The sequence below is a fragment of the Hansschlegelia plantiphila genome, from assembly GCF_027922265.1.
Classification (GTDB): Bacteria; Pseudomonadota; Alphaproteobacteria; order Rhizobiales; family Methylopilaceae; genus Methylopila; species Methylopila plantiphila.
The window spans coordinates 44857-62954 of record NZ_BSFI01000020.1 but is presented as its reverse complement, the minus strand read 5'-3'; the positions used below and the strand labels follow the sequence as shown (position 1 = coordinate 62954).

Annotated in this window: 17 protein-coding genes; 6 read left to right on the top strand and 11 right to left on the bottom strand. The window is 66.1% G+C overall.

Annotated features, from left to right (window positions below; genetic code table 11):
- Positions 1-3: 3 nt before the first annotated feature.
- Genes PKE75_RS14125 through PKE75_RS14110 form a run of 4 tightly spaced genes read right to left on the bottom strand, consistent with a single transcriptional unit; the run spans position 4 to position 3273 of the window.
- Positions 4-702, bottom strand: coding sequence for a (5-formylfuran-3-yl)methyl phosphate synthase (locus PKE75_RS14125; RefSeq protein ID WP_271169382.1), 699 nt, complete (start codon positions 700-702; stop codon positions 4-6).
- The gene (locus PKE75_RS14120; RefSeq protein ID WP_271169381.1) at positions 699-1265 is read right to left on the bottom strand and encodes a DUF447 domain-containing protein; all 567 of its coding nucleotides are present in this window, start codon (positions 1263-1265) and stop codon (positions 699-701) included. The genes PKE75_RS14125 and PKE75_RS14120 overlap by 4 nt, the downstream gene beginning before the upstream one ends.
- Positions 1262-2686, bottom strand: coding sequence for a DUF6513 domain-containing protein (locus PKE75_RS14115; RefSeq protein ID WP_271169380.1), 1425 nt, complete (start codon positions 2684-2686; stop codon positions 1262-1264). The genes PKE75_RS14120 and PKE75_RS14115 overlap by 4 nt, the downstream gene beginning before the upstream one ends.
- Positions 2683-3273, bottom strand: a complete 591-nt coding sequence (locus PKE75_RS14110; RefSeq protein ID WP_271169379.1) for an amino acid kinase family protein — start codon at positions 3271-3273, stop codon at positions 2683-2685. Before PKE75_RS14110 ends, PKE75_RS14115 begins: the two co-directional genes overlap by 4 nt.
- A gap of 292 nt (positions 3274-3565) precedes the next feature.
- On the opposite strand from PKE75_RS14110, the gene PKE75_RS14105 reads away from it, so the two are divergent.
- The 3 genes from PKE75_RS14105 (at position 3566) to PKE75_RS14095 (ending at position 7811) form a co-directional block, all read left to right on the top strand.
- Complete coding sequence (locus PKE75_RS14105) at positions 3566-4543, top strand: quinoprotein relay system zinc metallohydrolase 2 (RefSeq protein WP_271169378.1); 978 nt, start codon at positions 3566-3568, stop codon at positions 4541-4543.
- A 313-nt stretch (positions 4544-4856) separates the two neighbouring features.
- Positions 4857-6665 (top strand): lanthanide-dependent methanol dehydrogenase XoxF5, encoded by a 1809-nt coding sequence (gene xoxF5, locus PKE75_RS14100; RefSeq protein ID WP_271169377.1) that lies wholly within the window; start codon positions 4857-4859, stop codon positions 6663-6665.
- Positions 6666-6959: 294 nt separating this feature from the next.
- Complete coding sequence (locus tag PKE75_RS14095; RefSeq protein WP_271169376.1) at positions 6960-7811, top strand: substrate-binding domain-containing protein; 852 nt, start codon at positions 6960-6962, stop codon at positions 7809-7811.
- 38 nt (positions 7812-7849) lie between these two features.
- Here PKE75_RS14095 and PKE75_RS14090 read toward each other — a convergent pair whose 3' ends face one another.
- The 6 genes from PKE75_RS14090 to PKE75_RS14065 all read right to left on the bottom strand — a co-directional run bounded on the left by PKE75_RS14090 (position 7850) and on the right by PKE75_RS14065 (position 13641).
- A complete protein-coding gene (locus tag PKE75_RS14090) occupies positions 7850-8809 on the bottom strand; it encodes a Bug family tripartite tricarboxylate transporter substrate binding protein (RefSeq protein WP_271169375.1) in 960 nt (319 codons plus the stop codon).
- Between the two features lie 19 nt (positions 8810-8828).
- Complete coding sequence (locus tag PKE75_RS14085; RefSeq protein WP_271169374.1) at positions 8829-9566, bottom strand: hypothetical protein; 738 nt, start codon at positions 9564-9566, stop codon at positions 8829-8831.
- Between the two features lie 43 nt (positions 9567-9609).
- Complete coding sequence (locus PKE75_RS14080) at positions 9610-10470, bottom strand: ABC transporter permease (RefSeq protein ID WP_271169373.1); 861 nt, start codon at positions 10468-10470, stop codon at positions 9610-9612.
- Positions 10467-11249, bottom strand: coding sequence for an ATP-binding cassette domain-containing protein (locus tag PKE75_RS14075; RefSeq protein WP_271169372.1), 783 nt, complete (start codon positions 11247-11249; stop codon positions 10467-10469). The genes PKE75_RS14080 and PKE75_RS14075 overlap by 4 nt, the downstream gene beginning before the upstream one ends.
- 82 nt (positions 11250-11331) lie before the next feature.
- Positions 11332-12339: a PQQ-dependent catabolism-associated beta-propeller protein gene (locus PKE75_RS14070; protein WP_271169371.1), complete on the bottom strand. Its 1008-nt coding sequence runs from the start codon at positions 12337-12339 to the stop codon at positions 11332-11334.
- Between the two features lie 66 nt (positions 12340-12405).
- A complete protein-coding gene (locus tag PKE75_RS14065; RefSeq protein ID WP_271169370.1) occupies positions 12406-13641 on the bottom strand; it encodes an ABC transporter substrate-binding protein in 1236 nt (411 codons plus the stop codon).
- A 402-nt stretch (positions 13642-14043) separates the two neighbouring features.
- Here PKE75_RS14065 and PKE75_RS14060 point away from each other — a divergent pair, with 402 nt between their 5' ends.
- Genes PKE75_RS14060 through PKE75_RS14050 form a run of 3 tightly spaced genes read left to right on the top strand, consistent with a single transcriptional unit; the run spans position 14044 to position 16551 of the window.
- Positions 14044-15048 carry an ABC transporter substrate-binding protein gene (locus PKE75_RS14060; RefSeq protein ID WP_271169369.1) on the top strand — a complete coding sequence of 335 codons (1005 nt, stop codon included), beginning with the start codon at positions 14044-14046 and terminating at the stop codon, positions 15046-15048.
- Positions 15049-15058: 10 nt separating this feature from the next.
- A complete protein-coding gene (locus PKE75_RS14055; RefSeq protein ID WP_271169368.1) occupies positions 15059-15811 on the top strand; it encodes an ABC transporter permease in 753 nt (250 codons plus the stop codon).
- Entirely contained in the window at positions 15808-16551 is a 744-nt protein-coding gene (locus PKE75_RS14050) for an ABC transporter ATP-binding protein (protein WP_271169367.1), read from the top strand. Before PKE75_RS14055 ends, PKE75_RS14050 begins: the two co-directional genes overlap by 4 nt.
- Before the next feature lie 182 nt (positions 16552-16733).
- On the opposite strand, the gene fae is transcribed toward PKE75_RS14050, so the two are convergent.
- The gene (fae, locus tag PKE75_RS14045) at positions 16734-17246 is read right to left on the bottom strand and encodes a formaldehyde-activating enzyme (RefSeq protein WP_271169366.1); all 513 of its coding nucleotides are present in this window, start codon (positions 17244-17246) and stop codon (positions 16734-16736) included.
- Between the last annotated feature and the right edge of the window lie 852 nt (positions 17247-18098).

The following is an 18098-nucleotide window of genomic DNA, read 5'->3' as shown; positions in this document are numbered from 1 at the left end:
CGCTCAGGCCGCGCGCCGGCTTTCTTCCAGCGTAGCGCGAACGTTCCGGATTGCGGCGGGGTCGACCCGTCCGGTCCGGCCGCCGACGCAGAGCGCGCCTCGAAAGCCGAGATAGTCCGGTCCGAGCGAAGCGAGCGGCGCGATGTCTTCGATGGTCAGCGAACCGGCAAGCCCGGTTAGCAGCCCGAGCGTCCTGGCGCGATTGACGAAGGCCGAAAGCTCGGGCTGGCCGAGATGCCGGCGCAGTCCTCCGGCCGCCTTGTCGGCCGTGTCGAGCATCGCTCCATGAAATCCCGCTGCGGCGACGTGCTCCAGCAGAGCGAGGTCAGGGGCGAGGTCGCCGAAAAACACCGCGATCAGGCGCCGCCGCGCGGCGAGCGGCTCCAAGGCGGCGAAGCAGGCGAGAGGGTCGCCGTCGGCGAAGACGCCGAGCTTCACGATCGGAACGCCCGTCGAAGCCACCGCCTCGGCCGCCTCGCGCACGATGCCGGGCGTCATCGGCTGATCGCCGATCGTCGCGCTGAGCAGTGGGCGCGGACCACGCCATGCGGTCCAGGCCGCTACCGCGCGCCGTAGATCGTCGTGGCTCCAGGCGCCAAGGGCGCCGCGCGCGGGCTCCTTCAGGTCGACGATGTCGGCGCCGCCCAGACGCGCGGCCTCCATCTCGTCGAGCGAGGCGACGCTTGCGAGAAATCCCGTCATGACGCTGCCTTTGCGCGGTGGTCGCGAACCGCGTCCAGAATCCAGCCCCAGGCCTCCAACTCGGCGGGCCCGGCGGTCCGGTCGATTGCGATCTGCAGATAGGCGAACTCGGCGTCGATCCGCTCGGGCGGCAGCATTCGGAGCCGGCTGACCAGCACCGCGCCCTCGACGACGGCGGCGATCGCCCGGTTGAGCCCGGGGAACGCGCGATGGCTCGTCTCCGCCACGACCTCGCAATGCAGCTTGGGGCGCTGGCCGTCATCCTCGATCCGCGCGATGCGCACCTCGTGGGAGGCCAGAGCGGCTTCGAGCCGCACAGACCCCAGAGTCCCGGCCGAAACCGTCGGCCAGTCGATCTTTCTCTTCGTCACGCAGCCCGCGAAAATCCGCGCGTCATCGGTGAAGTTGATGACGCCGCACCGGCCGCTCAGGAAATTGTCGAGCGTGGTCGACGGTCGGAACGGCTGCAGCAACCAGCCGTTCCCGGTCTGCGTCGCGCCCATAGGGGCGACGTGAGGGATTCCCTGCGGCGACAGCGTGGTGACGATCGTCTCGCGAATCACGACGGCTCGGCCTTCGCGCCGCGCTTGGCTGCGAGAGTCGAACCCGCCTCCTTGAACCCCATTTTGTGGGCCTCCTCGACGCTTTCGGCCGTCTCGCCCGCGACGCCGAACTTCAGGCCTTCATCCTGCGCGTAGCGCTTTCCGAGCCGGAACGCGATCTCCGCCCGGGCGGTCTCGACGCCGAGATAGAAGGCGTGCGCGGCGTCGCCTTCGACCGCGAGATGCGGGAAGTGGTCGAACGGGTCGATCGCTAGCCGATATCCGTCGCGGTTGAACACGTGGACGCCGGCCTCCGTCACCTGGATCCGATAGTTGGGATCACGGATCTGCGCCGCAAGCGCCTCGACGTCGGCTGCGGTCGAGGTGACAGGCCGGCGGTCGCGCAGCGCCATAAGCCCGCCGCCGAACCCCTGCGGCAGCGAATTCGCCTCACGGGCGGCGAAGAACTCCCGCCGGGCCCGGTCGAACTCGCGCACCGCGGTGCGGCAATGCGGGCTGACCTGCACCGCCAGCACCGCCGTGATCCGGAGCTCCGAGATCATCCCCATCAGCATGGCGTTGATCCCGGTCGTATCGGCGTCGGTCAGTTCGGTCAGGTTTCCAATGCCCATCAGGATCGGCGCGTCGGGCCGCTCCCGCCGCAGGTCGGCGTAGCGCACGACCGAGGCGGTGAAGCCGAAATGGATCGGGTCGAGCACAGGGTCGGCGAAGTAGGAGAGCCCCTTCGCCTCCATGGCGTCGACCGAGCGGAGCAGCGAGGGCAGGTCGCCGGGGGAGGCCGGAACGAGGATCGGCACGGCCGATCCTTCGTCCGCGATCGACAGTGTGTTCTCGTTGAGGCTGAGCAGATGGTGCGCGCCGGCCCGGTTGGCGCGCACGAGCTCCGCCGGATCGGCGGAATCGACGCTGACCCGGAAGCCCTCCGCCGAGAGCGCGCGGATGGCGTCTTCGAGATGGCCGAACTCTGTGTCCGGCATGCAGCCGAGATCGATGACGTCGGCTCCCTCGCCGCGCAACATCCGAGCCCGCCCGACGATCTCATCGAGCGACAGCGTCGTGGCGTCGACGATCTCCGCGAAGATGATGCAGTCGTGACGCGAGAGGTCGGGCTCGAGCCCACCGCGTCCAAAGAATCCCGGGAGGTCCGCGAGCTCTTCCGGCCCGCGCTCGAAGGGCACGCCGAAGCGTTCGCTCAACCGCGCCAGATCGCCGCGAAACCGGCCGGGCATGATCGCGCGGTCGACGGCGTCGGGCAGCTTCAGACGCCGCTCGACGATCTCCGCCGTCATGAGGGCCGCGACCTTGACCCCGACATTGACGACCACGGGATCGAGCGCGTCGCCGCGAAGCTCGTTGGCCATCCGGACAAGGCGCTGCTCGGCGAGCGAACCGGTCAGCAGGGCGACCTTCTCGGCGCTCACGCGGCGATTCGCGACGGCGCGGCGAGGGCGGCGGCCAGAACCGCAGGCTCCGCCGGCCCGACGCAGGCGATCTCGCCTCGATAGCCGAGGGCGAGCGTTGGCAGGCCGGCGTCGACGAGACCAGCCGCGCTCCAGCTATCTGGAGACCCTCCCGGCTGGACCTCCGCAGATTTCAGGATGACGAGGCGCGGCGCTCCGATCTTCATGGCGAGCCACAGCGACAGGCTGTCGGAGGTGGTGTCCCAAGACGCCGGCACGTCCGCTCGAAGCGCCATCGCAGCCGGCCGCCAAATCGCGGGACGCCGCGCGGCGAACGCCCCGGTGAATTCCTCGCTGGTCGCGCACAGCGCAAACGACGGGGCGAGGTCGGCGAGCAGCAGGGCCGTCTGCTCCATGGCGAGAATAGCCATGGCGTGCGCCGCCCGATCGCTGAACCCGATCTCACGCTGGGCGACGCGCACGGCGTCGGCGAACGCCCCGCCGCCCGGCGCGACGACCGCTCCGCGGGCTCCGGCGACCTCGAGCAGGGCTCCGAGATTCCGCGAGTCCAGAAGGCTGCCGCCGAATTTCACGACGCAAGGATACATAGGCGAAACCCGCAAGACGGTCTGGACGAGGGCGCGCGGCGAGGCGTGCGGCGGACGCTATCAGCCCGGCAGGCGCATTCCAATCTGCGCGCCCGGCCACGGGACACTCGGCCCCAGGCCGCCCAGGCGAAGCGATGTCCAAGCGGCGCGCCGCCTGACGGCCCGTGATAGCTTGATCGCAAAGAGCGTCGGCGCTTGTTCTCGTGCGGTTCGACGGGGTCTGGAAGAAGACATAATCCTCCCCGCCCCTGCGCCGAACCCGTCGTCGACGCACAAAACGTGGGAGAAAACCATGGTGAAACGAGACGCCGCCGTCGCGCGCCCGTTGAAGATCGGAAAAGCAGTCCGAGCGGTCGGGCTGCTTTTTTCTTGTCTGCTGGCCGGAGCGGCCCCTGCGGCCGGCGCCGTTGAGCCCTTGCCGACGGACGAGATCGCGCCCGGCGTGTTCGTGTATCAGGCGCCCTATCAACTTCTCGCGCCGTCCAACGGCGGCGCGATCGCGAATGTCGGATTTATCGTCGGCCGCGACGCTGTCGCCGTGATCGACGCCGGCAACAGCCGACAGGCGGGCGAGCGCCTGCTGGCCGCGGTCCGCGCGCGCACGGCGTTGCCGATCCGTTATGTCATCAATACCCACATGCATCCGGACCATGTGCTCGGCGATGTAGCGTTCAGGGGGGAGGGAGCGAAGTTCGTCGCGCATGAGCGGTTCCGCGCCGCGCTCGCGGCCCGCGCGCAGTCCTATCTCGACGCCGGCAAACGCGAGATGGGCCCCGATTTCTCCGAGACGATCGCCGACGTCGTGATGCCTGACATCACTGTCGCAGGCCGGATGGATCTCGATCTCGGCGGCCGGATCATCGAACTTGAGGCGGAGCCCGAGGCCCATACCGACAACGACCTGACCGTCTTCGACCGTCAGACCGGGACGTGGTTTCTCGGCGACCTGCTTTTCATCGGACACGTGCCGACCATCGACGGCTCGATCGACGGTTGGCTCAAGGTGATGAAGACCGCGCGTGAGCGGCGCGTCGCACGCGTGTCGCCTGGTCACGGACCGGCGTCCGCGAAATGGCCCGAAGCGCTCGAGCCCCAACAGCGATACCTGGACGGCTTGCGTAAGGACGTCGCCAAGGCGCTGGACGACGGGCTCGACCTGCGGGAAGCCTCGGAAAAGGCGGGCCTGAGCGAGCGGGACGGCTGGGCTCTGTTCGACGAGTTCAACGCGCGCAACGCGATCGAGGCCTACAAGGATCTCGAATGGCGATAATGCGATGCAATATAATAAGTGTGCTACTGCAGCAAATTCATAATAACGGTCTTATGTCTTAAAGTCCTGTTGCCAGCCTTTGGGAAGCGGTCTACGGTCCGCCTAGTCTTCGGCTTCTACGCAAGAATCCATAAGGACAAGGGCGGATCGTAGGGTTGTCGGGCACGAGCGCCGCACTGCGGCGTCAGGGCGTTTAGCCGGCGAACCGTGACACGGCGTCGAAGACTCAAGTCCAATAATAAGTACTTGCTCCTCTTATGTTTCGGCGGCGGGGAGCTGACTAAGGACTGCGTACCAGAGGGAGAACTAACGAATGCGCAAACTCGCGATCGCGGCGAGCCTGCTCGGCGCCGCCGCCTTGAGTCTGCCGGCCATGGCGGCCGACGATCTCACGGCAATTTTAAAGGACCCCAAGCAGTGGGGCATCCAGACGGGTGATTACGCCAACACCCGCTATTCCAAGCTCAATGAGATCACCAAGGAGAACGTCAAGAAGCTCCAGGTCGCCTGGACGTTCTCGACCGGCGTTCTCCGCGGCCACGAGGGTTCTCCCCTCGTGATCGGCGACATCATGTACGTTCACACGCCGTTCCCGAACAACGTGTTCGCGCTCGACCTGAACGACAACGGCCGGATCATCTGGACCTACCAGCCGAAGCAGGATCCGAGCGTTATCCCCGTGATGTGCTGCGACACCGTCAATCGCGGTCTTGCTTACGCCGACGGCTTGATCATCCTGCATCAGGCCGACACGACCGTCGTGGCGCTCGACGCCAAGACCGGCCAGAAGAAGTGGTCCGTCGTGAATGGCGACCCGAAGAAGGGCGAGACCAACACGGCGACCGTCCTGCCGGTCAAGGACAAGATCATCGTCGGAATCTCCGGCGGCGAATTCGGCGTTCGCGGCTCGGTCACGGCGTACAGCACCAAAGACGGCAAGCTGGTCTGGCGCGGTTACTCGATGGGTCCGGACAGCGACACGCTGATCGATCCTGTCAAGACGACCGAGCTCGGCAAGCCCGTCGGTGAGAACTCGTCGATCAAGACCTGGGAAGGCGACCAGTGGAAGACCGGCGGCGGCACGACCTGGGGCTGGTACTCGTACGATCCGAAGCTTGACCTGGTTTACTACGGTTCGGGCAACCCTTCGACGTGGAACCCCAAGCAGCGTCCGGGCGACAACAAGTGGTCGATGACCGTCTGGGCTCGTAACCCCGACACCGGCGCCGTGAAGTGGGTCTACCAGATGACCCCGCACGACGAGTGGGACTACGACGGCATCAACGAGATGATCCTCACGGATCAGAAGATCGACGGCAAGGAGCAGCCCCTCCTGACGCATTTCGACCGCAACGGCTTCGGCTACACGCTGAACCGCGAGACGGGCGCCCTTCTCGTCGCCGAGAAGTACGACCCCGCGGTGAACTGGGCGACCAAGGTCGATATGGATAAGGACTCCAAGACCTACGGCCGTCCGCTCGTCGTCGCCAAGTACTCCACGGAGCAGAACGGCGAAGACGTGAATTCGCAGGGCATCTGCCCGGCGGCTCTCGGCACCAAGGACCAGCAGCCTGCGGCCTACTCGCCGGAGACCGAGCTGTTCTACGTGCCCACGAACCACGTCTGCATGGACTACGAGCCCTTCAAGGTCTCGTACACCGCTGGTCAGCCCTATGTCGGCGCGACCCTTTCGATGTTCCCGGCCCCGAACAGCCATGGCGGCATGGGTAACTTCATCGCTTGGGACGGCAAGAAGGGTAAGATCGTCTGGTCCAACAAGGAGCAGTTCTCCGTGTGGTCCGGCGCTCTGGCGACCGCAGGCGGGGTCGTGTTCTACGGCACGCTCGAAGGCTACCTGAAGGCCGTCGACGCCAAGACGGGCAAGGAGCTCTACAAGTTCAAGACGCCGTCCGGCATCATCGGCAACGTCATGACCTACGAGCACAAGGGCAAGCAGTACGTCGCCATCCTCTCGGGCGTCGGCGGCTGGGCCGGCATCGGCCTCGCGGCCGGTCTCGCCAACCCGACCGACGGTCTCGGCGCGGTCGGCGGCTATGCGGCTCTGTCCAGCTATACCGCTCTCGGCGGCCAGCTGACGGTGTTCGCTCTCCCGAGCTCGTGATAGCGATGAAGGCTGACCTCTAACGAGATCAGCCGCATGAAGACTGAAGGCCCGGCTGACGGTTCCCCCGTTGGTCGGGCCTTCACCGTTTAAAACCGCCGCTGCAAATCCTTCGGGATTTGTCGATAACGGCGGACAAAAAGTGGCGCTAAGTGCGAACGCGCAAAGGAGGACAATCACTATGACTCTTATGACCGGACGTCGCTCTGGGGCCCGATGCGCTGCGATTTGGCGAAATGCGCATGCGTCGGCCCGGAGCTCGATTTTCCATCAGAACGAAGCGGCTTGTCGCGCATGAGCCTCGGCAGGATGAAGTCGGCGAGCTGGCGGGGCGCGGCGCTAGCTGTCCTCGCTGTCGCAGTCTCATATTCGGGAGCCGCCTCCGCCCAGACATCCGATCTTGTGAACCGTGCGACGCTCCGCGTGTGCGCCGATCCGGCTGACATGCCGCTGTCGAACGAAAAGGGCGAGGGGTTCGAGAACAAGATCGCCGAACTGATGTCGAAAGATCTTGGAATCCCGCTTGTCTACACGTGGTTCCCCCAGGCGACCGGCTTCTATCGACGGACGCTCGGCGAGAAGCACTGCGACGTCGTTTTCGGCGTTCCGTCCGGCGCCGATCCATACCTGAACACCAACGCTTATTTCCGGTCGACCGCGGTGCTCGTCGTCAAGAAGGGCGGACCTCTCGACGGCGTCGATTCGTTCGATGACCCGAAGCTCAAGGACAAGCGGATCGGCGTCACCGCTGGAACGCCGGCGGCGAGTTATATGCTGCGCAATGGTCTGATGGCGAAGGCGAAGCCTTATGCGCTCTTTGTCGACAGGAGATACTTCTCTCCCGCCGAGGAAATGATCGCGGACATCAAGTCCGGCGAGATCGATGGCGGAGTTCTGTGGGGCCCGATCGGGGGTTACTTCACGGAGAAGGCGGGCGGCCTTGTCAGCACCCCGCTGGTCAAGGAAAGCGGCGGGCCGCCGATGTCGTACCGTCTGACGTTTGGCGTCCGTCCTGGTGAAGAGAACTGGAAGCACCGGCTCAACGACTTCATCACGAAGAACCAGGCCGAGATCAACAAGATCCTGGCCTCCTACAACGTTCCGTTGCTTGACGAGCAGGATCGTCCCCTGGCGCCGCCGCAGTAAGGCGGCTTACGTCCGCGCCCCTTCAAGGGCGCGGACGACTAGAGCTTTGCGTCGGCGAACAGCTTTTTGAGGCGGATACGTTCCCGGGCGACAAGCGCTGCGAACTGGTCGGCGGGTTCATAGAGCTCGAGCCAGTATCGCTGCGACGAAAGCTGTCGCCATCCCTCGAGCCGCACCAGCGCCGCCAGCGCCTCCTCGACGCGGGAGATCAGGCCTCGTTCGATGCTGCGCCGCGCGAACGCGCCCCGCCAGTTGATCAGCGTGACGTCGACGCCCAGCTCCCGGAAGGTCGGAATATCGAAATGCGGCGACCGACTGGGCGAGGACAGCGCAAGAGCGCGCAGGGTCCCGCCCCGTATCTGGGCCGAGAGATCGCCAAGATCGCCGGTCGCGACGTCCGCCTCACCGGTGAGCAGCATCACTGCGGCCTCGCTCCGCTCGTCTCCGCCGACATAGTTGAGGCGCGTGGGATCGCCGCCGGCCGCCATGGTCGTGAGCAATGCGAGCTGATGATCGGCGCCGCCTCGCAGGCGGCCGGCCCAGCGCAGCCGTTCGGGATCTCCCCGGATTGCCGCGAGGAGATCGTCGAGCGTCCTGATCGGCGATTTGGCGGCCACCACGACCGGCTGGCTTTCTCCGACAAGCAGAGCGAGCGGCCGGCAATGGTCGAGGCTCTCGTCGGCCTTTCTGAGGACGAGCTGGCCGAGCGTGCCGAGGCCGATCACCAGCAAGCCCGGCCTTGGCCGAGCGCCCGAGACGAACTGGGCGAGCCCTTTGACGCCGCCGTCGCCCGGGACGCTGACGGGGCCGGCGCTCGGCAGCAGGCGAGTCGTGTTCAGACCCTCCGCGATCGCGCGGGCGAGCTGGTCGTCGCCATCGCCGGGGGCGGCGACGGAGAATATCTCCAGACTGGCGATCTGCGCCGCCGCGGGGCGCGTCAGAAGAAGCGCGCCGCCGGCCATCGCGGCGAACGCGCGTCTTCGATCCAGTCCGTCCATGGCGGCGTTTCTCGCTCGGTTAGTCCAGACGGCTCTGGATCTCGCGCCCGAGGTCGAAGGCGCGCTGCTCCAGGATGACCGGCGACTCGCAGACATATGTCAGAGACTGCGTGCGTTCATCATAGATCCGGGTGTCCCAGTCCAGCGCCTGCTGGTCTTTCTGTCCTTCGGGCGACATCTGGGACGCCATGTCCTTCTGCGTCGCGGCGATGCGGACGCTCTCGTCCTTGATGCGGTCGGACAGCGCCCGCTGCTTGCGCGCGTAGCGCTCGATGCCGGCGATGATCCGGGAGCGTTGGTCGTTGAGCTCCTCGAAGACGCCGGCGAAGATCAAGGTGAGCTTCTGCGCTTTCTGGTCGCCGGCCCCGCGGGCGAACGCGTCGAGCAAGCTCTTCGCCTCGTCCATCGTCGTCCGGCGCGCCACCAGGCGCTCCACGAGGTCCTCGATCGCGGAGTCAGTCCGCCACGTCTTGATCGCGTCGTCGAGCGGGGGACCGGACCACATCTGCCCATAGCTCAGCGTCGAGACCTTGGGCTGCATGCAGGGCCAGTCCGGATCCTTCGCCACGGCCCGGCGGCCGGTCTCCGGCGCCCGGGGCGCGTCGCGCGGCGGCAACGGCGTCTTGGGGCCGGGCTGGGCGGTTTCGGCGGGTGGGCTCGTGTCCCCGGCCGTAGGAGCCGTCTCTTGCGCATTCGCGCCGCCGACGGCGAACGTGAGCAGAGCTGCCGCCGACAGACGGGCGAGGGGCTTCATCACGTCTTCACTCCAGATGCGTTTGGCTCACGACGGTCCGCCATCGTCATTTCGCCCCCGCGTCAGGGCCGCCCCGCCGGGCGGTCAGCCCGGTCGAGGGGTCATAGGCGAAGATCGCCGCGGCGAAGAACACGACGGAGCAGCATGCCACCACCGCCAGCGAGGTCCATTCGATCTGGCCATAGAGCGCGAACCGGATCAGCTCGACCGCGTGCGTGAACGGGTTCCACAAGCAGATATTGTAGAGCGGAATGCTAGCCTGCTGAACCCGCCACAGCGGATAGAGCGCGGAGGAGGCGAAGAACATCGGGAAGATCACGAAGTTCATCACGCTCGCGAAATTTTCGAGCTGCTTGAACACCGACGACATCGCGAGCCCCATCGCGCCCAGCATGAAGCCGGTGAGCACGAGCGCAGGCAGCACGGTCAGGTAGCCGATTGGGTCATCCGGCTGCACATCCCAAAAATAGGCCACGAGCAGGAAGGCGTAGACCTGCAGGATCGAGACCGCGATTCCGGCGATCAGCTTCGACACCAGCAGGAACCAGCGGGGGTAGGGGCTCACCAGCAGGATGCGCATGGCGCCGACCTCGCGGTCGTAGACCATCGAGAGCGACGACTGCAGGCCGTTGAACAGCTGGATCATCGCGATCAGTCCGGGCGCGATATAGACCTCATAGAGCACATAGGTCTCGTAAGGCGGGATGATCGAGACGCCGAGCGTCGCCCGGAAGCCGGCTGCGAAGATGAAGAGCCAGACCAGCGGCCGCACCAGAGCGGAAAGGAAGCGCCCACGCTGGTGCAGAAAGCGCAGCCCTTCGCGCCAGACGATGCCTGTCAGGCAAATCAGCGCCCCACGGGCGCTGATTCCCGCACGCGGGCGGGTTTCGACCGTCGTCGCGCTCATGCCGTAACCCTCGCGAGCGGACTCTCCTCGCCGACGATCCTCATGAACGCCGAGCCGACGTCATCGGTCTTCGCGCGCGCTCGCAATTCACCGACGGTGCCGGTCGCCATCACCTTCCCCTTGTGAAGAACGACCACGCGGTCGGCGACCTCGATCTCGTCGACCAGGTGGGTCGCCCACAGCACGCCGATGCCGTCCTCGGCGATCAACCGCTTGACCTCGTCGATCATCTGCCGCCGCGAGCCGATGTCGAGGCCCGTCGTCGGCTCGTCGAGCAGCAGCAGGCTGGGCTCGTGCAGCAACGCCCGGGCGATCTCGACGCGGCGCATCTGGCCGCCCGACAGCGCTCGGACGCGGTCCTTGGCGCGCGCCTCGAGGCCGACGCGGGCGAGCGCGGAGAGGCCCCGCCGCTTGGCCTCGCCCGGTCCGACGCCATGCAGCGCGGCGTGATATTGCAGGTTCTGCAAAACCGTCAGCTCGAGGTCGAGCGTGCGCGCCTGGAACACGACGCCGAGCTGGGACAGCGCCGCCGCGGGTTCGCGCCGGACGTCGTGGCCGAGCACCCGGATCGAACCCGTGCGGTTGTCGTAGAGACGCGTCACCAGCGAAAACAGCGTCGTCTTGCCGGCGCCGTTCTGGCCGACCAGCGCGGTGAAGGCGCCGGCCGGCGCATCGAGCGTCACGTCGTCCAGCGCCTTGCGGGAGCCGAACGCGTGGCTGACGCCCGACACGGCGAGCGCCGGCGTCGGAGCTGGGTTCGGGCGGTCGTCGGCGGTCATGTTCGCCTCGCTCCGGTCGCGTGCGGCAGCGCGCCGTCGGTCATGTAAAGCGCCTCAGCCACGGCGTCGAGCGCGCAGCGCCTCACGGGACCGCAACGACACCCCAGGGGCCGCGCCCGACCGTGACCGACTTCGTCACTTTCTGCGAGGCGACGTCGATCACCGAGATGTCGTTCGAGTTGCCGTTCGTGGTGTAGAGCACGCTCTCGTCCGGCGAGAACGCCATCTGCCAGACGCGCTGGCCGACCAGCAGGTATTTCTTGATCTCGTAGGTGTGCGTGTCGACGATCGCGACGCGGTTCGCCGGCCCGAGCGCCACGAAGGCCGTGTTCCCGTCCTTGGTGATGCGGATGCCGACCGGCTGGATCGCCTCGTCGTTCACGCCGGGGATCTGGAACGTGATCTTCTTCACCACCTCGTGGCTGGCGTTGTCGATCACCGAAACTGTGCCGCCGACCTCGGCCGAGACCCAGGTGAACTTCGCGTCCGGCGTGAACTGCGCGACGCGGGGCCGGCTGTCGACGAGCACGTTCTCGACGATCTGCTTCGTCGTGGTGTCGATGAAATGCGCCATGCTGGTCGTCTCGGACGTGTTCACCAGCGTCTTGCCGTCCGGGCTGATGCCCATGCCCTCGGGCTCGACGCCGACCGGAATCTCGCCGACGACCTTGCCGGTTTCGGTGTCGACGATCGTGACGAGCGCATCGTCCTCGTTTGCGATGTAGAGCGGATTGCCCGAGGGGTGCAGCACGAACAGCTCGGGATCGGGACCCGAGGGCAGGGTGCGCAGCAGCTTGTAGTCGTTGGCGTCGTACACCTCGACGCGGTTGTCGTCGCTCGCGCAGACATAGATCAGCTTGCCGTCGGGGCTCGCCGTCAGCCCGCGCGGCCGCCGGCCCGTCTTCACGGTTTGCAGCGTCTTCAACGACTCGCTGTCGAGCACCGTCATGGTGTGGTCGCGCTCGTTCGTGACGAACACCTTTGCAGCCCATGCGGGAGCAGGCGCTGCGATGAGCGCGGCGAGACCGGCGAACACCGCGGCCGCCTTGGCGAGCGCGGGGACCGCGCGGCGGCTTATCGGAGATTTCATGCGCTTATTCTCCTCCGGGAGGGGCGTTCGTCCGAACGCGGACCGTACGTCTTTCGCGTCTCGGTCTCATGGCGTCGGGAAATGACATTGGCTCTCGGGCTTGTCGAACCCGATCGTATCGAGCGGGTTCGTCTGATGAAGGAACCCTTCCTGCGGGGACGCCGCGACCAGCGCCTCAGCTGACGTCAGCACGATCGGCTGCCGGAGCTGATTGTCCCAGGGTCGGTAGCTGAACGATCCGCCCTTGAAGCCCGCAAGTTCGAATTTCGGTCCGAAGATAAATTCCCTGAGCTTTTTCGGATCGTTCGACCGGATACGCGCAGCGGATTCGCCGATCGTCCGCATCGCGAGCCACATCTGGAAATCGAGAGGGCGCATGCCGCGCTTCGACTGGCGGAAGAAGCGGTTCTGGATCTGCTCGGCGCCCCAGCCCGTGACCGTCACGCTCCATGTCGTCGGCGTCAGCCCCGCGGTGCCGGCGGTGGGGCGCGGGTCCCAACTGCGATAGCCGATGAGAGGGCCGAACTCGCCGCGCTCGTCTGCGATCACGATGACGTCGTAGGAAACGCCCTGCGTGAAGATCGAGATGTCGTCATTACCCGACTCGCGCGCGTCAGGGCCAAAGTTCCATGTCCGCTCGTCGACGATCTTCGCGCCGAATTTCTTGGCCGACCGCTTGACCGCTTCGGCGTAGAGGCGGTCGTCGGCCTCTCGGCCAGTGAGCAGCAGCCACTTCGCCCAGCGCTTGGTGACCAGGTATTGCGCAAGGGCGTCCGTCAGCATCGCCCGGCTTGGCGCGGTGTGCAGAACGTCTGCGCGGCAGTCGGCGCCGCGCAGCCGGTCGTCGGTCGCGGCCGCGTTGAAGAGGATAACGTCCTTGTCCTTGGCGGCGTCGGCCATCTTCAACAGGGCGTCGGCGGGGACCGCAAGAAGGATGAACTTGGCGCCGCTTTCGAGGATCCGGTTGAACGCCGGCATCGGGTCTTCGCCGAACGGGACGAGCTCCTGGGCGGCCATCCTGAAATTCTGCTTCAGGAATGAGCCCGTGGTGCTGTTGTCGACGATGCCGAGATTGGCGCCTGCTATGCCGTCATCGTCCGGCGGCACCGTGACGATGTTGTTCCACCACGGCGGGTTTTCGGGAAACTGCCGCAGCACCGCGAACGGAAAGTCCATCGGGGCGGGCGCGTTCTTCGCCGCAGGACCGGGGACCTGCGGGCCAGGGGCGGGCGGCTCCTGGGCTGCGGCGGGAAGCGCGAGCCAGGCGGCGACGACCGCGACGCAAAGGGCGGAAAGCTTCACGACGCACCCGTCGCTGCGGCGGATCGATCGATCATCGAGCATCTCCAGACAAGCGGTTGCCCCGCTCCGTTGATTTTAGCGGCCGTGATCCTTTCCAGAAGCCGTGACGCCCGCCATGAGGCCGAGCGTCGCGCGATCCCTGGGAACAAGTCGCCGGCCGCCTTCGCCTACCAATCCATAGGGCAGGACGTAAGAAAGCAATATATAAGAAGATAATAAGTTATAACGCTTGCTTGATTCACCTGTTTCAGATTGCAAGTTTATCCTGTATGGGCGTCGATCAAGGCGAGCATGCTGGTCATGCAAACGGCGCCAACGATAAGAAACTTTAAGGGAAGACCGAATGCGCTCGACCCAATACGTGATTGAGGCGCGATCCGCCGTCGTGGAGGGTCTCTGCAAGTGATCGTCCTTCCGGGACCGCAGAGGAGCCGTCGAGAGGCGCTCCTGCTCGGAGCAGCGGCGCTGGTCGCAGCGTCCGGGGCCGGCGTTGCGCGGGCGGCCGCTCCCCTGAAGGTCGCGACGCTCAAGTTCGGCACGGTCAACTGGTTGCTCGACACCGTGAAGGCGGAGGGTCTCGACGTGCGCGAGGGCGCGGCGTTCGAGCGCACCGATCTCGCCTCGACGCAGGCGCTGACTGTTGCGCTGCAGGCGGGCGACGTCGACTTCGCGGTGAGTGATTGGCCCTGGGCGATGCGCCGCAGGATCGACGGCGAGCCGTTTCGCTTTGCGCCCTATTCCAGCGCCTTGGGCGCCGTGATGGTCGGCAAGGATTCCGTGATCGCGTCGATCAGCGACCTCAAGGGCAAGAAGCTCGGCGTCGCCGGCGGGCCTCTCGACAAAAGCTGGCTGCTTTTCCGCGCCTACGCCCACAAGGAGGTCGACGGCGACATCGCCGCGATGGTGGAGCCGGTGTTCGGCGCGCCCCCGCTGCTCTCGGAGCAGCTACGGCTCGGCCGGGTCGACGCGGTGCTGACCTTCTGGAACTTCGCCGCGCGCCTCGACGCGCAGGGCTATCGTCGGCTGATCGACATCTCCGAGGTGATGAGCCAGCTCGGCCTGAAGCCGCCGCCGCCGCTCGTCGGTTTCGTCTGGCGCGAGACGCTGGAGCAGAAGTCCGGCGCACAGGTCGACGCCTTCTTTCGCGCGATCGCGGCGGCGAACCAGGTGCTGAAGACGTCGGACGCGGCGTGGGAGCGGCTGAAGCCGTCGATGCAGGTGGCCTCCGACGCCGAGTTCATGCGCCTCAGGGATTATTTCCGAGCAGGGGTGCCCGGGCCGTGGGGAGAGGCGGAGCTCGCCTCGTCGAAAAAGCTCTACGATCTCCTCGCCGATCTCGGCGGCCCCGAATTCGTCGGCGCGAACCCCCATTTCGAGCCATCGCTGTTCTGGTCCCCAAAGGCCTGAGGCGGCTCCGTTGAGAGTTGCAGAGCGGCTCGGCTGGTCGGCGATCTCGCTTGGCGGTTTCGTGGCCGTCTGGTGGGCCGCCGCCGTCGTTCATGGCGATTTCCGTCTGCTGCCGACCCCGCCACAGGTGCTGCAGGCGCTCGTCGTGGCCGCGAAGTCCGGCGCGCTGTTCAGCAATCTCGCCATCACGCTCGCCCGCGTCGCCGCCAGCTTCCTCGTGGCGATGACGCTCGGATCCGCTCTCGGTGTGCTGCTCGGCATGTCGAAGACGGCCGAACGCCTTATCGGCCCTTGGGTCGTGCTGTTCCTGAACCTGCCCGCGCTCGTCATCATCATCCTCTGCTACGTCTGGTTCGGGCTGATCGAATCCGCGGCCGTCGCGGCCGTCGCGATCAACAAGATTCCGAACGTCGCCGTGACTCTCCGCGAGGGGGCGGCCTCACTCAGCCGCGACCTCGCCGAGATGGCCGCGGTCTATCGCTTCGGCCGCTGGAAGACCCTTCGGCACGTGGTGCTGCCGCAGCTAGCGCCCTATTTCGCCGCAGCCGCCCGCTCCGGCCTCGCGCTGGTGTGGAAGATCGTGCTGGTGGTTGAGCTGCTCGGGCGGCCGAATGGAGTCGGCTTCGAACTCCAGACCGCGTTCCAGCTGTTCGACGTCGCGACGATTCTCGCCTACGCGCTGGCCTTCGGCGTGATCGTCCAAGCGATCGAGCTCGGAATTGTCCAGCCGTGGGAACACGCCGCAAACAGGTGGCGGCGATGACCGGGCTTTCCATCGAGATCGCGGAGAAGACCTTTCCGGCCGATGGCGACGGTCCGCCGCGGCGGCTTTACCGCGATTTCCGGCTCGACGTGGCGGATGGCGGCTTTGTGGCGCTGCTCGGGCCGTCCGGGCTCGGCAAGACCACGCTGCTCAACATGATCGCGGGCGTTGACCGGGACTTTGCGGGCCGCGTCGCGTTCTCCAGGGGCCCCGATCCGCGGATCGGCTACGTCTTCCAAAGCCCCCGCCTTCTGCCGTGGCGAACCGTGCTTCAAAACGTCGTGCTGCCGCTTCCCAAGAGCCGCGACAGCGAACGGCGCGCCAAGGTCGTACTGGAGGAGATGGGGCTAGGCGACGCCGAAGACGTCTATCCCGAGAGGCTGTCGCTCGGCATGCAGCGGCGCGTGGCGCTGGCTCGGGCCTTCGCGCTCGAGCCGGACCTGCTGCTGATGGACGAGCCTTTCGTCTCGCTCGACGAGGCGAACGCCGACCGGCTGCGCGACCTACTGGCGGAGCTGATCGCTGCGAGGCCGACGACCGTTCTGTTCGTGACTCACGACAGCCGCGAGGCCGTGCGGCTCGCCGATCGGGTCGTGGTTCTTGCGGGGCCGCCAGCCGTCGTCGCGCGCGACGTCTCCGTTGACCTGACGCTGGAGAGCCGGCGCATCCCAGGCGAGATCGAGCGCGTCCGCGCCGTTGTTCTGAAAAGCGGTCCTACCGTCGTCCCGTTGAACCTCTAGCGCCAGAGGGAGGAAGGCGCGCCGCCCGCCATCGGGATCGACCGTCCCAAAAGGAAACGGCCCGAAGCTTGCGCTTCGAGCCGTAACCGACCGTCTTACTTTCCGAAGAGAAGTGCGGCCAACCGCTGGAGCAGGCCTGGAGGCTTTGCTGCAGGCGGAGTCTGTCCAGGGTGGTTTCCGCTCTATGCGTTCGAAGCGAAGGGGTGCTTGGCGGTCGCCGACTGAGCGACGACGTCCTTGGCCTTGGGCTCACCGGCGACGGCGCGCTTGAGGGCTTCCTTCGTGGCTTCGTAGTTGTACTGCTGGATCTTGGCGTCGTCCGCCGCTTCCCAGTGGATGAACACGCCGACCGAAACGAACAGGTCGTCGGCCTCGTCTTCGGGGATCGTGCCGTCGGCTACGCAGTCGACGACAGCCTTGGCGACGCCGTACTGCGCCGGGCCGAACATCTGGACGGCCTGACGGGCGTCCTTGATGGTGACCTTGTTGAACAGGATCGTGTTCGGCTTGGCGAGCAGGTTGGGGGTCACGACCGCGAGAAGCGACGTGAAGCCGTCCTTGTTGTTCGTCAGAGCGTTCACGAACGCGGACTCGGCGGTCGAGCCGCGCGGCCCGATGATCAGGTCGATGTGAGCGACCTCGTTGCCGTCGCCGACCAGCGACTCGCCGATAAGCGTCTTCGTAATCTTCGCCATAAGCATCCTCCCAGCATTAAGCCATGGTGTAGCCGGCGGCGCCTCAACGGGCCGACCGACCGATGCCCCAGGCTATCTTTGCGACTGCGTTCGGTTGGGCCGAACCGGTTGGCCGGATAGCGTCAAATAAGGACATGCGGCGCGCACCCTAGTCGGGACCGCCCTTCGACGGCAAGTGCCCGTTTGCGAAATCGGTCGCACTGCACGTCCACAGCCGCTTGGGACGGGAGCGACCATCGGGGCGCTGGCAGTGGAGGGATGCATCGCAGCATGGCATTATTGCGCCGCACAATAATAAGCGTATCATCTTCCCTGCCGACTCGCGTCGTGCATGCGGGCGGCCGAGCGGCGCTGTCCGCGCCGCCTCCCGCTGAGGAGCCGGACATGGACCTTGTTCTGCTGGTGTGTCTCGCCGCGTCCCCCGCCTCCTGCCACGAGGAGCGCGTTCTCATGAATGTCGCAGAAGCCAATTCACGACTCTGCATGATGGGGGCCATCCCTGCTTTGGTGGAATGGACCGAGGAACACCCGGAGTGGCAGGTCTCGCGTTGGAAATGTCGTCTGGACGGTCAAGTCCGCGTTAGCCGGAACGCTGAATAAACGATCTCCCGAGCTGCTCCCTAAGTTATAAATTATAAGAGAAGAATAATAGTCCTTAATATAGACGGAATCGTTCCTCGGAACTAGTCTTCCCGCGACAACGGGGGGTCAAAACGCATCATCAGGGCGCCGAACGCTGAAAACCGGAACGGCGCGCCGACGCGTCGGACGGCGTTGGGGTCGGTTCATGGCGCAGGCGGCCGCGGTTCGGCCTCGACCACGTCGCTTGCGATTCTCTGCAATCCTCACGAC